The organism is Escherichia sp. Marseille-Q3837 (assembly GCF_916618735.1).
GTDB classification, from domain to species: Bacteria; Pseudomonadota; Gammaproteobacteria; order Enterobacterales; family Enterobacteriaceae; genus Escherichia; species Escherichia ruysiae.
In genome coordinates this window covers 1,756,626-1,773,417 of sequence record NZ_CAKAKC010000001.1, presented here as the reverse complement: position 1 = coordinate 1,773,417, position 16,792 = coordinate 1,756,626, and the positions used below count along the sequence as shown (strand labels likewise).

Sequence of the window (16,792 nt, the reverse complement as noted above, 5' to 3'; positions counted from 1 at the left end):
TTATTCGCTCTGTAAATTAAAGGGAAGACAACTACTGCAATGAACTCATATTTTGTTATATGGAGTGATTGACATAAATATTGCGCTATTCAGTGAAATTTCACCCAAATTTAACCTCCGTAATGTTCCTTCTTTTTTATGAGCCATTCCGATTCATCCTCCTGATAAATAAATTTTTATCCAGTTAATAACATTATCTAACTACACAACACTGCGGCTCGCGCCGGATCGAGCTGAATCAGCCCGCCGAGCAATTTTTCCATGACTGGTCCGAGCCGAACCTTGTCTGCCTCACTTCGACCGGCTTTCAGCCGCAGGAGTTTCAGATGGCGAGCCTGAACTTCAAACAACAGTTCAGGTTCCCAGTCGCTAAGAACCACTTCTCTGGCACGCTCACCCAACTCGGCAAACAGGTGCACCGCCAGATCATTTTTACCGTACTGTTCAGCAATGCGCCCCATCAACAGGCGCAACAGCCACTTCTGGCGAACTGTCGTTATGCCGGGCTGGGTCTGTAACCATCCCAATGCAGCCTCCGGGCCTTCATTATCAGCCAGTGCCACGGCTTCAGGTTCCAGCGCCAGAATGTCATCATTACTGGCTATTAGCGGGGCAGATGATGTGTCATTGCTCCATCCCCCCGTCGTATCCAGCACACTCTGTTGGAGCCAGTTCAGCGTTACTTCATCGGCAAACGGCGTTCCGTCACTGAACGCTAGCGTCTCCAGCCCGGAGAGCCGCTTCAGTAGCCCTTTCAGGTCAGCGGCGATGATGGCGGCCAAAGTGTCTTTACCGGACTTCGTCAGTGCCTGATGGATATACCACTGCAGATCCAGCCACAAATGATTAGCACCACGGGAAAAAGTGCTGTCTGCCGTTTCCAGCATTTCCGCCCAGTTTTGTTGCAGGTAAAGGCGCTTGAGCAGTGCTCGCTGGTCAGCCCTGGGAGGCTCGATACGCGTGCGTCCCTGCGCATCCGGAGCCGGAATAGCCCGCAGGGTATCGTGACGCAGACTTTTCATCAGATGGTGCGCTGACAACCAACCGTCAGGCTGTTCTCGCAGGTATTCACTGAGTGTGCGTGCCTGCGTCAGCAAATCCTGACCGGAAGTGATCCGCCCGATAGCCGGAGCATCGCTCTGGCTCGCCGTGGACGGTATCTCGGTGCCGCTGGCGTTCTGTGGTACAACCGCATCCACGCCACCCGCTTTCTGCAGGCGGTTTTCCAGTGCGCCGTACAGCGCATTCAGTTCAGGACGGGTTTCATCCGATTCGTTTTCGGTTAGCTGAGCTATCAGAAGCAGCGCACCGGTGGTACGCAACGCATCTTCCCTGACCACTTCCGGATACAGTGAAAGGGAATCAGTCATACGTGAACCAGCCAGCCACTCCAGTGCTGCCTTACGGCTGCGGTCACGCTGCGGATGCAGCTGCGTGCCGAAGCGGTCTATCAGACCGGCCAGCAGCTCAAGACCTTCTGCCAGCCCCTGCTCCCCTTCACGGTGCAGCCTGGCCCAGCAGTAATACGTCGCCACACGGATATCTTTGGCGGTGGTGGTGAGCAACTTCTCCGCCAGTCGGCAAATGAGTTCGGTATCTGCCCCGGAGAGTTTATTGACCTCCTCGCGCATTTGCTGGAAGTCATCGTCATACCCCGGGTCTTCCCCTACAGATGATGTCCCTGATAACGGCAGCAACCAGTTGTTCCACTGCACCACACGCTCACCAGTAGCGCCTAGCAGTATCGCCTGCTCTGTCTGGCAAGCTCTAAATAAAGTATCCAGCGTACTCATCAGTCAACCGCCTCTGCATTACTGGTCGCGCTGGCAAGCTGGTTTGACGCTGCCACTCTGACCGTGTTGAAGATGGTTCCCGGCAGACGAAAGTTACGCAGTTTCAACAGTGCCAGCGGCCCCTCTCCCGCCTCGGAACGCAAGGTATAATTGAGCTGGCGTCCATCCTGAGCTTTCCAGCTCAGTGTGTAGCTACTGCCGACGCCTGGATAAGCACTGATCTCAGCCTTATCAAGCAGGCGTATCCAGCCCCACGTTCCGGGAATATCCGCATACTGACGGGTGCCAGCCTGGGTACTTATCCAGCTCAGGCTCACGCCAGGCGCTTCTGTGTCCGCAGGCCAGGTGAAGCTCCTCCACGCCGGCATCTGATTCACATAGGTCAGTTTTTGGCTGTCGATAATCATGTCGGTTTGCATCACGCCATCAGAAGTGCCTGGGCGCAGTTCGAACTTCATCCCGGCATTACCTTCGGTAAAGGCAACATCCGAGATATAGCTCAATGTGTTGATAGCGTTGAGAAACGCCGGGTTAAAAGCCAGCCCTTGCGAATTGATACTGTCCGGCACCCAGTTATTCCCATTCTTGTGCAGTACGCCTTTCAGGCGTGTCTGCAAAAACTGCGAAATACGACCGGAATCGACATTGAGGTATTTGGCAAGCAGCGGCAAAGATACATCGCTGCTGGCGTTGTTGAACGGATAACTCCCGCCAAAGGCGGAGTTCCACTCGGCAACCACCGCTTGCTGCCACTGGGTATTAAGACTGTCCGCCGCAGGGGTCAGAACCAACTGCCAGGCCTGCTCCATCGGATTTACAAACACCGCGCGCCCAAAGCCACTCCACTCCTGACCAAGCCCGGCGGCAATCAGGCTGCCATAGTCACGAGTTTCGGTAAGATCTACAGCTTTACCCTGGAATACCGTCTGAGCAATTGTTTGGGTCATCGCCTGCGGATCGGCGGCATTAGTCACCTGTTGCAGGCGCAGGCGCACCTGCGTCACACGAGTCAGGTACGACTGCAGACTCTGCTCCTGTGCCCCCGTGCGGCTCTTGTCCATCAACTCCAGCACCGGGCCGAATGTTGCATCCAGCGGTCCATGTACACCTACGCTCTGGTCAATAGCATCCTTGTTGGCATCGCCCAGCAGATTTTTGGCTGATTTCACCAATGAATCTGAAATTGCTTCACCGGTCTGCCCGGTGCGCCCCTGCACGTTCAGGGTGTTCATCAACGCCACCAGAGGTGACTGACGCACGTCAGCCATCAGGGTCAACTGGTCAATGGAGTCCGACAGCGTAGCGGCCTGGTTCCAGCTCAGGCTATTAAGGAACTCCAGCCAGGCTCCGCCAAAGTCTGCGAAATAGCGATCCGTCAGGCGATTTTTCAGCGCCTCAGGGGAGGTCTCGTCCGATTTATTCGCCTGACGCTTACTGTCCGTGAGTACCCAATCGAGCTCGTCCCGCCGCGCCTTCACTACTTTTTCGATGGCAGGCTGTACCGTCTGCTCCCATGCCTGACGGGTGAACATCCCCGGCACAATTTCGGTAGTACTGAACAGGCGGGCAGCATCGGTATCACCGGTCATATCCTCCAGGCGCATATCGACATACAAGTGCGCCACCTGCGAAAGCATCTTCTGATAGAGGCTCGACTCACTGTTACGCACCCCCATCAACCGAACCAACAGCGAGCGAGCCTGGCTGACCATGCTTTCATCAGCATGGATCTTCCACTCAGGATGCGTGACCAACTGCGCAGCATAGAACGACAACAATGATGGAGCCATTCCTTGCCAGACACCGTCTTTCACACCGTGACGTTTCGGCCAGTTGTTCAGCAAAGCAGATCTGAACCAGGCGGCGTCCATATGTTCAGGACGCGCCAGCATCAGGTAGAGCTTAAGCTGTTCCCAGGTGCTTTTTGCCCTTTGCTCCCGCAGCGGGCTACCTGGTGGCAGCGCATTAAAGGCGCTGACCTGCTTTTGTAGGTGATCTGCAGCCGCATCCCGCAACAGCGGCAGTGCGATTTCCTGATAACGAGGCCAGAGTGCCGTCAGCAACGCATTGTTCTGACTTAATCCCGCCTTTTCATACCAGGGCACACCATGCTCAGAGCGATACTGCAGACGAGCCAACGTTTTTTGCAGTTCAAACAGTGCGTACAAGCGTTGCTCCAGTGGCTGGTTTTGTCGGGAAGCCATCGCTGCCTGGGTATTTGCAGTATTAATCTGACCACGATTAGTCCTCCAGGAGACGCCCATCCAGCCCCCCCCCCACCATCACCAGGGCAATAACAGACGCTATAACCTTCTGCCATGGAATGCCTGGCCTGACGGGACGCAGTGCGGCAGGAAGCATCCGAACAGATTCAGGCAGAGCATCCCAGCATTTGTCCATTCCCCATTGATGCGGCACGGCACGTTCACCGCTGGCAGAGGGTTGACTGAACACCAGCCCAGCCAGGGGCAGCGGACGGTATGGATTAAGCATCGCCGACAGCGGTGCGGTCACGCTCTCCGGTTTACGGATAAGCTGGTCGGCAAGCCTCAGCAAAAAGTTATGTTTCACCTCACCGCAGGTCTGTTGTAGCCCCTGTAAAGTCAGTTCCGGCGTCAGGATAGCCAATTGTTTAGCTAACCCTTCGGTACAACACCCGGCGGGCAGTTGGCAGCCAGCAGCCTGCACAACACGTCCTTCAGGCTTACCCGCTCGCGGATGCAATGACCAGATATACAGGGGAATCTTCCAGCCCAGCGCCTCCATGCGGCTGCTTATGGCATGAGAAAGAGAGTCCATTGCGCTTTCAGAAGGCACGGGCAACGGCTGTTCCAGACCAGGAACAGACAACTGGTCGAAAGCCGAGGTGACCCACACCAGACCATCCACCGGGCGGCGGCGCAGTTTGCGTAGTGCAGTCAACCAGATATTGTCGGCTGGCGTATTGAGATCACCGCCCCACAAAAGCAGAGTGCCACGATCTTCTTGCCAGAATTGAGCGGTCAGTTTAGGGGTCAGCAGCTCAACATCTGAGGGTGTACCGGTTATCAACAGGATGCGGGTTTTACGTCCCCAGCGACGACCGTAGAGATTACGCATGGCGAGACGGATGGTGTCGACGGTGACGTTGTGGGGTGGCGTCCTGGCAACTCTCTGTTCATCAAAAGGCAACACATTATTCTTCTGTTCCTGCCAGCGGTGATATTTTTCTCGCATAAATCGGAACACAAACGGCGTGTAACGAATAATCAGCAGGACAAGCCACACAGATACAAATGCCATCGCCTCTTTCAGGCGTGTATCGAGACCATACTGAGGGCCGAAATGCAGTATCAAACTCAGTATGGCAAGAGAAATTAGGGCAACGATGCCAACAAGCCCTCCTCTGCTCCATAAACTAGCCGACATCATTATTATTGCTCCCTGAAGTAACTGTACTGACAAAATGATCAGTTCCAGAAGTAAACAGACCTAAAACTGATGTCTGGCTAACAGATGTAATATCGGAGAGTAATGCGGCCAAAAACCATGCACTACCTGCCCCCGGAATACCGTTATATTTTTCCAGTACATCAATATCCTGGGGCGCCCATGATGTTTGATGTAATTGAGAAGCCATCATTAATTCAGCAAACCAGTCATTCCAGTGCCCATAGTCGCAATAAACTTTTGATGTCTGAGATGCGATCGTTTGTGTTTCCAGAAACAATCCCACATCAGCTTTGAAATGAGCCATATCCAGCGGCATCGGTCGCAAAATGCGGGCAAAATGAGGAAATTGATATTTTTCAGCTACATCATCGCTGGTAAGAAGCACACTCGCCAGTGCATCGGAATATTGTTCAGCCCCATGCTTCTGCAATATGAGGAGCAAATCGATATCCATAGCTGGGCTCTTAAGGCGTTCTTCAATCCAGGAAAAAGAAAGGGTTTCGCAAAAGGAAATAGAACCAGAGATAGCGCGCTCTGGATATATGCTTTCCCAGATTTTTCGAAATTGGGAATCGGAATCTGCAGAAATTTCATCACTTACAACAGTAATATTAAGTAGCACTGTATCTGGCAGCATCGCGATTGCGTTCTGCACACTGGCAAGCCCCAGCTCTAATAAAGAACCAGACATTACGGATTGAGCGTCAAAATGGCTGGTCAGTGAAAAAAGGGACGGCACATCTGATGCCTCTGATTTCGAGATAGCCCTGGCGGTTACACCTGAAGGTAACAGAATGCTGCTACCAAGCACCGCCAGATAACGCCCCGCCCAGGATTCCCACTGATGTTGCCCATATTCAGCTTCCTTCTGCAAAAACTGGTGCTCATCAAACGTTCTGCCCCAAAGCCAGCCCCGCAAGCAAAAAAGGAAAAACCAGCAAAGCACTGGGCTTGATGGCAGCCACCAAATGTTGAATCCAGACAATGCCTTAACCATGCCTGACGCATGAAGAATAAACAGCAACACACCCACAACCACGGTAGTACCACCTGCTAAAAGCCACCCCATGAAAGAGGGTTCAGAAGGTAACTCCATCGTTGTTGCTTTCGACCTTTCCCAGCCCATTTATTGTCCTACCGTACTATTCTTAGCACTCGAAATGACCTTACACCCGCACAGGCATTGGCAACCATCGACGACAACAGCACGACCGTTAAAGGTACGGTGTGGTGATCCTTCCACGATGGGATTCGTTCCATGCCCTATAATCGGACAGCAAACAAAATCACCAACTAAAGCAACCTTTTTTCCATCAACAGTAATATTGGAGGAGGCCGAGTTAACTTTGCCACCATGCGTTGTTTTATCTCCAAGTAATACCAGACCGTTAGCCACAATGAATTTATCCTGTTAAGGTTTAAAGAATTCTGTCACTAATAAAGAGTTAAAAACGAAATTGAACTATTTTGTATCTACTGATAGAAATAATGTCTTGTTAACAGTTCTACTTATGCTACAACCTGTCGATGAAAACAATACTAAGGAAAGCAGAATAATTTTTGATTGGTTATGTATTTTCAATCCCTTCTTCTCCGTATTAAGTCAATCGTAAAAATATGTTACAGGTCTGCACTTACAATAATTAACCTGCCTCATGCATTTAACAAAAAAACTGCCATTTTTATTTTTTAATTTTCATTTTATCAACCTTATCAAAATCAGGAAACACAGTCCCATCGGATATAATGCTGCCATCTGGATACTCTATTTTTGAATGCGCTCCTTTAATTTTCTTTTCTATCCCGATATATTTCACAATTTTGCTTTCATCTATTACAGGTGCAAATTTAATTTGATTTACATTATAAACACTTAAGGACAGGAAGCTTTCCTTACCTAAAAGGGACAATTCTTTCTTTTTTTCGCCTAGATTCCATTCAGATATATAGGGATAATATTTTGGTGATAAATTTAAATCGCCCTCAGTTGCAGTATATTGTCCGTTTCTGGAAGCATCATTATCAAAAGCGAGCGAAATCCCTACCGCTGTTCCGGGTACAAGATCTTTGCCAAGATGTGTAGCATCTATATATTCGATACCTAAATTGACCGCACTCAACATCCATTTGCATGAGCCGCCGCCTGTCATAGCGACTTTCCCTTTCCAGATGTCCCCACTCTCCTGCTGCATGGGGATCCCGATAACATTGTAGCTGGGCTCGGTGATAACAGAACCATCAAATCCACTGATTCTTTTTTTCATACATTCATACGAGATGTATCTGACCTCAAGCGGGAAAGGTTTCGTATACTGAGATGGATTTTTTACTTCAACATTGACCCATTTTGTATCTGGCGGTGGAGATAAAGTCTTGTTAACAGTTCTATTGATGCTGCATCCTGATGATGAAAACAAAGCTAAGGAAAGCAGAATAATTTTTGATTGATTATACATCTTCTATTTTTCCATTATCTTGATGTCGGGATGAGTTGAGCCATCAGATACGACAGTACCATCAGGATATATTATTTTATAATATGCGCCCACTCGATACTCTACTGGCGCAACCATTTTTACAATTTTTGACTCATCAAGTTTTGGCAAAAATATAACAATTACATCATTGTTGACATTGAAAATAATTCTTTTTTGTATAAAATCTTCTTTACCAAAAAGTTCTAATGCACCTTTTTCCTGAATCCTTTTGTTAGTGTGAATCAAAGGATAATAATTAGGCGCTAATTTTAATCTATTACCTGTTTCCATATAAAACTGCCCATTTCTGGAAGCATCATTATCAAAAGCGAGCGAAACCCCTACCGCTGTTCCGGGTACAAGATCTTTGCCAAGATGTGTAGCATCTATATATTCGATACCTAAATTGACCGCACTCAACGTCCATTTGCATGAGCCGCCACCTGTCATAGCGACTTTCCCTTTCCAGATGTCCCCACTCTCCTGCTGCATGGGGATCCCAATAACGTTGTAGCTGGGTTCTGTGATAACAGAGCCATCAAATCCACTGATTCTTTTTTTCATACATTCATACGAGATGTATCTGACCTCAAGCGGGAAAGGTTTCGTATACTGAGATGGATTTTTTACTTCAACATTGACCCATTTTGTATCTGGCGGTGGAGATAAAGTCTTGTTAACAGCTCTACTTATGCTGCAACCTGCCGATGAAAACAATACTAAGGAAAGCAGTATAATTTTTGATTGGTTATACATTTTCCATTACCTCTTCTCCATATTGAGCAAACCGCAAAAGCGTATCGTTGCCAGATGGCATGGACAACGTTGGGGAAAGCGATGCGTCAAGCAGTCCTTCTATATTCAGAAAAATGTTATTTCTTACTAATTCTCTCTCCGGTATGTCATTTTTATTTTCTGCCATCTGCTCTCTGAATGAATCAACGTTATACTGATGCTCAGTAAAAGTACGCTTTTCCACTATTCCAGCGTTATCAATCAGCTCTAATACTTTGTTATACATATAGGGCATATAGGAGGTCATAAAGTGGTCAAAAATATTTACATTTACGCCTCTGTCCGGATTACAACCTTTGGGGGAAAAGTCAGTTAGATCTGCTTGCGTCAGTGATGCTTTAAATTCTTTCTGCTTCTGACCTGCCTGCTGCATCTCCTGCTCCGCCAACGCAGGAACCAGGTAAAGTTTAGCTTTAAGTGGAAGTAATTTTCTGATGGTAATACACCCTGCCGGCGTTGGCAGATCTCTTTTGCATTCTTTCCATTCCCGACTCTGAGTAACCGTGAGAAAGGCTACCGTATTGCCGTGATGCCAGAAGCAATCCCCCCAGGTTACCATCTGGTAAGCCAGAAGTTCACCCAACGACCAGAAAAAGCCCAGTGCCCCCCCCAACCATCCCCATAATTTATATAACTCGTTATCCAGGTTGGCTTCTACGGGTACGGCTGGAATTGGATCATTATCGTTAACATGACGGAAATGGGTAATCTCCGACAATTGCATCACTGCATCGCGGGTAAAGGTTCGCGGCATTCCATAGGTGTAAAGTATCGGATAATAGTCCTTCAGTTTTGCTGCATGAATTAATGCTAATGCACCACCTAAACTATGCCCACAGATAAATAGCATTCTACTTTCAATGGTTTTCAATAACTCTAGTATTTCTTTATTAAATTTCTTTTCAACCCGACTATATCCACTCCAAAATCCCGTATGTACTTTTCCAGCAGAAAGTAACGTACTACATCCCGTTTTATTTATATCGCATAGTTCTGGACTTACTGGTCTGAACTCAATATCCGTTCCTACATCAAACAAGCTAGCCGTCCCACGCCAGGCAACGATTATCTTATCCACGTTATAAACATAATAAAGCTGCGTATCACCGTCTGCCTTTGTCACAGCAGTATTTTCCTTTGCCTGTGCTGTTCCATGCGAATTCTTACTGTCTACCTTAGGCGAAGTATCTCGCGAGGTATCCATAAACACTGGAGGATAATATCGATTACTGTAGGGAACATCCTGTACTAATGTATTCCATGCGGAACCATCTTTATAAAGTTGGGGTAAGCGAGAAAGATCCTGGCACTGGTTAATAAAAAAACGTGTAATTGACACCGTATCCAGAGTACTGCCATTTGCATAGGCAAGCGTCGCTGCCGCCCCAAGGTTAATTCCATTCGCAATGGAATAGTCCTTTTGATGGTGTAGAACAAGCTCCCACGATCTGAAGGGGCATATTTCTATTACATGACGTTTTTCAAGTTCATTCGTTCGGAATTTAAAGCCCTTAAATGCCGTATTTGCAGGAAAGTGATATGCGGGTAACATTTCCCCAGGTCTTAATTCAAGGTTTGGTGAACTCTGACAAAGTTCACCGATAACGGCATAATGCCAGATATACCCTTTTTCTTCAGCTTCAGGACGCACAACAGAATCATTTTCTGCATCGCGGCTAACACGTAAGGCACGTTTTTCCATTTCCGTAGCCAGTTGATTGCCATCTAACGCCAGCCTTAATTCAAGCCCATGCGGCATATCAATGCGAATAAGCCCATCTGCCTGACTTTGACCCGTATACGTAAGGTTATCAACTGGTCCGGATACTGGATGCGAACTTTCAGCACGCCATGGTATATTCGCTACGGGATCTCCCTGCTCATCAACCAACTGAATTTCAACCCAGTAAGGTTTCTGTTTTCCAGTCGTAGCTTTTTCCTCTGTATGCGTCACAGATGTTACTAATGTAGTTCCTACCATAAACATCCCTCTTTATGCAGGTTAAAAAATTTATGAGCTCTTTTCTCTTGTAAGATAAAATGTCCCAACCTTAATTATCTCCGATAAGAATACAGCGGCAAGAAATATCGCCCCTACTTTGATTGACATAGTTTTAAACATCCATGGCAATATCGAAATAGAAGGGATCATGAAGAACAATCTGAATGGTGTTTGAATATAGACAACCCAATTCACATACTTCCACTTTTTTAAGAACATTACAGCAGAAAAAACAATCGAGACATTAAGCAATAACGAAAAAGAAAAAAGGACTTGCGAATACGCCCCTTGCTGAGGATAAATATGGCTAAAAGACAATATATCATCAATTAAAGGAATTCGTCCCTGAGAGATATTCAGCCAGATAAATCTGACGATGAAAAAGAGATCAAACACCGCCCAACAATACAATATATGTTTCTGTTTTAATCTAAGTTTCATTTAATTCCCTCATAGACATCATCAGCGGTCGTTGGTTGCCAGTGCCACGACTGACCTGTAACAGCCCAGGCATCATCACCTTCCAAAAAAGTTTGCGTTACCTTTCTCTGTTCTCCGTAACGATATACTGCTGATTGCTGCTCTATCTCGGCTGTAGTATCAGATGGCAAAGGCTGCCATTCCTGGATTTTATCTCTTTTCGTATTCATATAGTCCTTCCCTTCAGAACCAAAAATACGGCCCTCATCTCCCATAGAAGTTAAACGGTTGATTGCCATAATTGCAGTATTCTTCAACCCGTAATAATCATGATCAACAGTAACCCAATGCCCAGGACCTTCATCTTTTATCTCACGTGGAAACTCAATTTTTACATTACCTGGTGTCGATGAGTAAAACGGTGCAGTCTTCCCTGACGAGTCAGATATTCCTTCAAGTACCTCGCCATCTGGAGGGGTTACTCTATAACTAGTGAATGGTTTGATATCCCCTGATTCAGGATCGGTAACAGTAAACGTTCCGCTATACCCCTTAGGGAAAGTAAGAGGTTGAGAATCAAGTGTCGCAGCTCCCGTCTGATTAACATTGGCCGCTTTCAGCAAAATATTCCCTGAACAGCCCAGTTCAATATTCCCACCACTGAGCTTTATATAAGCACCACCACAACTTAAAATCAGTTCCTTGCTGGCATTCACCTTCACGCTTCCCTCACCACTGGTGAGAGTAATGTCCTGTAATGCTGAAACATTCATGGCATCAGATTGTGCCTGAATATCAACCTTCCCTGCCCCAGCATACATTTTCATTCCTGCTGCTTGTGCAAACAAACTTACAGACTTGCTTGCCGCTACAGTGAATGATTGCCCGGCGCTAATATCGGTGTTTTTACCTGACATGAGGCCAATACTTGCCCCACCTGAAGCAAGTCGGACAGTCTCAGGACTTAGAATGCCGATTCCAGCCGGTGCAACAGCCAGCATTCCTGGCATTTTCAAATATTTCAGTGAGCTATTAAGCGTCTTTTGATTGTCGATATCAGATTCCGTTGTCTTCGCCCCTTTCGCGGCTGACTGAAGGCTTCTTGCCAGCGTAAGTGCCTGCTCCAGTTGTTCTACAGCCCGGTCCATTTCAAGCATTTTACTGCCGACGTCAGGCTGAGCATCTGCAGTAAGCAGAACTCCCTTACCACCACGAACGCTGACCCAGTCATTTGTGCGCAGCTCCGCCCCTTCCCCGCGCAGTTTGCGGGAGGCATCCACGTTATGCCCCAGATTCAGCTGCGTCTTTCCCCCGTACTCCGTACTGAGCTTGATATGCTCCTCACCGCGCCTGTCCTCCATCCGCAGTTTGTTCAGACCGGCTGTACGGATTACATTGCGCGTGTTATTGGCTTCGGTGACGGGGTCTGCGTGGCGGGAGTCGTGCAGCGCATGGGCGATATACGGCCGGTCCGGGTCGCCTTCATGGAACGCGATGGCAACCTCTGTCCCCTGTATCAGCGGAAAGTGAAAACCGTATTTATCCCCGCTGTACGGTCTGGCAAAGCGCACCGGCATACTTTCCATGCCCTGACCTTTGTCGTCACGGTCGGCATCGAACTTCACCCGGTACATCCCCGACGCATCCTGCCACGCGTGGATATCGTTGTCCCTGGCGCTGGTCACCCGCGCCGTCATTGTCCCGCTCACCACCGGCCGTTTTTTAGCTGCCGGACGCCAGCAGCGGTTTTCGTAATACGGCATCCCTTCCCACGTCACGGTCAGGGCATCCTTACGGCTCGCACTGTAAACCGTGCGGGTAATCACAATACCGTTGTCCGTTTCTGACGGCAGGGTCGGCGGAACAGCCCGTTCACTGATGGTCAGCACCTGAGCCGGGGAAAGCCGGGCATCATTACTGCATCCGCTGACCATTGTCTGCCCGGACAGAAAGCGTTCATGCTCAAGCCGCGCCCAGAAATTGCCGGTTTCCGCCGCCGGGGTGATTTTGTCGCCCCGTTCAAGATGACGCGGCAGGTAATGGTACACATCCCCGTAGGTGTTCCCTTCCCCGTCGCCACGGGTCATGTCCGCCGGCACCGACGTCAGGATGTTCTGCGCTTCACGGTGATTGTAATCATCCGCCGTCACCGAACGCGCCACCACATGATGCCGGACGTTAATCCCCCACACCGAATCCGCGCCATTGTCACTCATCCCCGACGGACTGCTGAGCGCCAGCGTTTTACCGAAGGTCCAGGCGCTCTGCCTGTCGGCAAAGTGCACCACTTCCGTCAGGGTGTCCGGCTGCAGGGTGAAAAAATAAAATATCCCCACTTCAGCCAGCAGGCGCTCAATAAACGCCAGGTCACTTTCCCGGTACTGGTTTATCTGCTCACGCTTCGGATAACCGGCTTTAAGAGTGAACTCATACTCCCAGCCTTTAAGACCATGCTCCTGCAGGACTTCGGTGACCACTTCCGGTACAGATTTATTGACGAAAAAACGGTGGGTGCGGTACTGCCTGCCCAGCAGGGACAGAAACGGCTCAATAATTATCCGGTACGTCGCCTGGTCACGTGAACCGCTGACACGACTGAAATCTGTCACCACCCCGTGCACCACTTTCTGCCCGCTCAGCCCCGTCAGTGGCCCTGTTCCCATGGTCAGCGTCGCCGGTTTACTCAGTAACTGCGATGCACTGATGTTCAGGTCACTGCTGGTAAACAGAACGGTGTACTGATACAGCCCGCTCATGCACTCCTCACCCCTGAAGGACTCCACATCCGGCGATGCGGTACAGGACGGAATATCCAGATGGTAGCGGTTCAGCCTGCCTTCAGTTAATGCAGACAGTGCGTTATTCAGCGTATCTGTCAGACTCATAATATTGACTCCATGGGATAACCCGTTGTCCATGACGCTGTTACCTACGGGCAGGTTGCGGGATTAAATAAGGGATTCAGCCGGTAAGAAAAAGAGTGATTATGGCTCCAGCCCAACGGCACTAATAATGACCTTTAATAACAACAGTCTCATTTCAAAATACCCAAATTTTTGCAGTACAAAATTATCAGCAATAATCCGTGCCTACTGTTCCATCGGATAATCACTTAGCTCCTTTAGCCAGGTTTAAACTCCAGTCTAATCCCTTCATCATCATTCCAGCCCAGCGTCAGCGAAATCGGCTTTTGTTTCGCCGCCATATGAACCAGCAATTGCTGACTCAGTACCGGCAAAATTTGCTGGTTGAGCAGGTTGTCGATATTGCGCGCTCCGGTGTCCGGTAGCAGGCAGGCACTGGTCAAAGCGTCATACAGACTCTCGTCAACATATGTGGTCAGGCCATAGTGACGATGCAAGCGCGTGCTGACCTGCAAGAGTTTCATTGCCACGATGGCACGCATCGCCGCTTCCGTTAGCGGTCGATAAATCACTGTCTGGAAGCGGGCAAGCAGCGCAGGCTGGAAGTGTTCGCGCAGGAGCGGGCGCAGCAGTTCGTGCAGGTCGCCTTCACTGGCATCAGGCTGTTCATCAAGCAACTGCATCACATAGTCACTGCCAAGGTTTGAGGTCATCAGAATGACCGTATTGCGAAAATCGATTTCACGGCCTTCGCCATCGCGCATAAAGCCCCGATCAAAAACCTGATAGAACAGATTCATCACGTCACGATGCGCTTTTTCGACTTCATCGAGCAGCACCACGCTGTACGGGCGCTTGCGCACCGCTTCGGTGAGGATGCCCCCCTGCCCGTAGCCGACGTAGCCCGGAGGAGAGCCTTTCAGTTGGGAGACGGTGTGCGGCTCCTGATACTCGGACAGGTTGATGGTAATCAGTGATTTTTCACCGCCGTACATGACGTCAGCCAGCGCCAGCGCCGTTTCGGTTTTCCCTACACCACTTGGGCCAACCAGCAGGAACACACCCTGTGGGCCATTCTCAGATGTGAGGCCTGTTTTCGCGGCACGCAGGCGCCGGGAGATGGCTTCAAGCGCCACATTCTGCCCGACTACGCGTTTGCCGATTTCGTTTTCCAGCGTCAGCAGTTCGATCTGCTCGTCTTTCATCAGCGACGACAGCGGGACGCCCGTCCAGTCAGCAATCACGGTAGCAACGGTACGCACATCCACATCGACTGAAAGTAACGGGTTGTTGTGCTGCATACCGTTCAACTCCTGTTGCAGGGAGTACGTTTTACTCTGACGGGAAATGTCCTGGCGGCTTTCCAGCAGTTGTTCGGTAAGTTTCAGCTCCTGACCGTACCGGGTTTCCAGTTCGTTGAGTTCAACGCTGAAGGTGTTCTTTTCCTGTTCTATTGCCGTCAGGCGTTCACCGTAGTTTTGACTACCGACAGCCATGTCTTCCTGTAGTGCCTGCCTCTCCATTTCAAGAGCGGTGATCCGGGAACGGATACGGGTCAGTTGTTCAGGCACGGTGTCGAGACTCATGCGCACACGGGCGCTTGCGGTGTCGAGCAGGTCAACGGCTTTGTCCGGTAGCTGGCGGCCTGTGAGATAACGTCGGGAGAGCGTAACGGCAGCGCGAACCGCATCGTCGGTGATATGCACATTATGGTGTCCGGCGTAGCGAGATTTCAGGCCACGCAGCATCAGGCAGGCGGTGTCATCGTCGGGCTCGTCCACTTTCACCATCTGAAAGCGGCGCTCAAGTGCGGCATCGCGTTCGAAAAATTGTTTGTATTCAGACCAGGTTGTAGCGGCGATGGTTCGTAATTCACCACGCGCCAGTGCCGGTTTCAACAGGTTGGCGGCATCCGCACCACCAGCCTGGTTACCCGCGCCAATGATAGTGTGCGCTTCATCGATAAACAGCAAAACTGGTACTGGTGACTGCTGCACTGCATCAATCACGTTTTTCAGACGCTGTTCAAATTCCCCCTTCACACCCGCTCCTGCCTGCAGCAGACCGAGATCAAGAGTGCGTAGCACGACAGGTTTGAGCGACTCCGGCACATTGCCTTCAGCGATTCTGAGCGCCAGCCCTTCTACCAGTGCCGTTTTACCGACACCCGGCTCACCGACCAGAATCGGGTTGTTTTTTCGGCGGCGAGAAAGAATATCCACCATCTGGCGGATTTCAGTATCACGCCCAAATACTGGATCGATTTTGCCTTCGCGGGCTTTGGCAGTGACGTCGAGGGTAAACTTATCCAGCACGTTTTGCAGTGCCGGGCTGAGTTCTCCCTCTTTTATCTCCGCGACAACGGGACTTCCAACAAACGCCAGCTCCGCTTCCTGTTGCACTTCAGGACGCTCGTCTGACTGAGCATCCAGTAACGGGCGCAGGCGTTCCAACTGACTCAGGCCCAGGGTCAATAATGGCCACAGACCATCGCAACGCACCAGGTTCTGCTTATCAACCAGTGCCATCATCAGGTGATGACTTCGGATCTGTGCCTCACCCGCCAGTGAGGCAATCAGCCAGGCTTCTTGCATCAGCGTCTGGATGTTTTCTGAAAGCTGCGGACGACGGCGCACTGAGCGCGGTTGTTTGTCGAGCCAGCCAAGCAAATCCTGCCAGAGGCTGTCCATGTCCCACTCGTAGCGACGAGCCAGCACAGTGAGATCGCCCTCGCCCTGCTCCAGCAATTTCAGCAGCCAGTGCTCCGGCAGAATTTCCGTATGCGCACGGGTCTGGCAGAGCGAAGCCGCCCCTTCCATCGCACGGGCACAGTAAGGGTTCAAACGTCGCAGCAGGATGGCTGGATTTTCCATGAATTTCTCTCTTTGTCGGTTCCTGGACACGCTACCGCCCCTCGCTGTTTCCCAGGAAGGAGACCAAAGCGCATACGGTCAGGCTGGCAGATTGTGGGTTCTTTGCTGAAAGCCCGTTGACTTCAGACGTTCAGCA

General features: G+C 49.9%; 9 protein-coding genes and 1 pseudogene. All 10 read right to left on the bottom strand.

Features of this window, described 5'->3' with window-relative positions; genetic code table 11:
• Window positions 1–197: 197 nt before the first annotated feature.
• Entirely contained in the window at window positions 198–1,793 is a 1,596-nt protein-coding gene (tssA, locus tag LG381_RS08270) for a type VI secretion system protein TssA (RefSeq protein ID WP_225762258.1), read from the bottom strand.
• Window positions 1,793–5,204, bottom strand: a pseudogene (locus tag LG381_RS08265) (ImcF-related family protein). The gene tssA and the pseudogene LG381_RS08265 overlap by 1 nt, the downstream one beginning before the upstream one ends.
• Complete coding sequence (locus tag LG381_RS08260; protein ID WP_222680378.1) at window positions 5,191–6,351, bottom strand: hypothetical protein; 1,161 nt, start codon at window positions 6,349–6,351, stop codon at window positions 5,191–5,193. Before LG381_RS08260 ends, LG381_RS08265 begins: the two are co-directional and overlap by 14 nt.
• The gene (locus LG381_RS08255; protein ID WP_094185004.1) at window positions 6,352–6,621 is read right to left on the bottom strand and encodes a PAAR domain-containing protein; all 270 of its coding nucleotides are present in this window, start codon (window positions 6,619–6,621) and stop codon (window positions 6,352–6,354) included.
• Window positions 6,622–6,907: 286 nt separating this feature from the next.
• Window positions 6,908–7,681, bottom strand: coding sequence for a hypothetical protein (locus LG381_RS08250; protein ID WP_222680377.1), 774 nt, complete (start codon window positions 7,679–7,681; stop codon window positions 6,908–6,910).
• A 3-nt stretch (window positions 7,682–7,684) separates the two neighbouring features.
• Window positions 7,685–8,458 carry a hypothetical protein gene (locus LG381_RS08245; protein WP_222680376.1) on the bottom strand — a complete coding sequence of 258 codons (774 nt, stop codon included), beginning with the start codon at window positions 8,456–8,458 and terminating at the stop codon, window positions 7,685–7,687.
• A complete protein-coding gene (locus LG381_RS08240) occupies window positions 8,451–10,478 on the bottom strand; it encodes a lipase family protein (RefSeq protein WP_225762257.1) in 2,028 nt (675 codons plus the stop codon). The genes LG381_RS08245 and LG381_RS08240 overlap by 8 nt, the downstream gene beginning before the upstream one ends.
• A gap of 30 nt (window positions 10,479–10,508) precedes the next feature.
• The gene (locus tag LG381_RS08235; protein WP_000776718.1) at window positions 10,509–10,940 is read right to left on the bottom strand and encodes a hypothetical protein; all 432 of its coding nucleotides are present in this window, start codon (window positions 10,938–10,940) and stop codon (window positions 10,509–10,511) included.
• Complete coding sequence (locus LG381_RS08230) at window positions 10,937–13,804, bottom strand: type VI secretion system Vgr family protein (RefSeq protein WP_225762256.1); 2,868 nt, start codon at window positions 13,802–13,804, stop codon at window positions 10,937–10,939. Before LG381_RS08230 ends, LG381_RS08235 begins: the two co-directional genes overlap by 4 nt.
• A 236-nt stretch (window positions 13,805–14,040) precedes the next feature.
• Complete coding sequence (gene tssH, locus LG381_RS08225) at window positions 14,041–16,656, bottom strand: type VI secretion system ATPase TssH (RefSeq protein ID WP_225762255.1); 2,616 nt, start codon at window positions 16,654–16,656, stop codon at window positions 14,041–14,043.
• Between the last annotated feature and the right edge of the window lie 136 nt (window positions 16,657–16,792).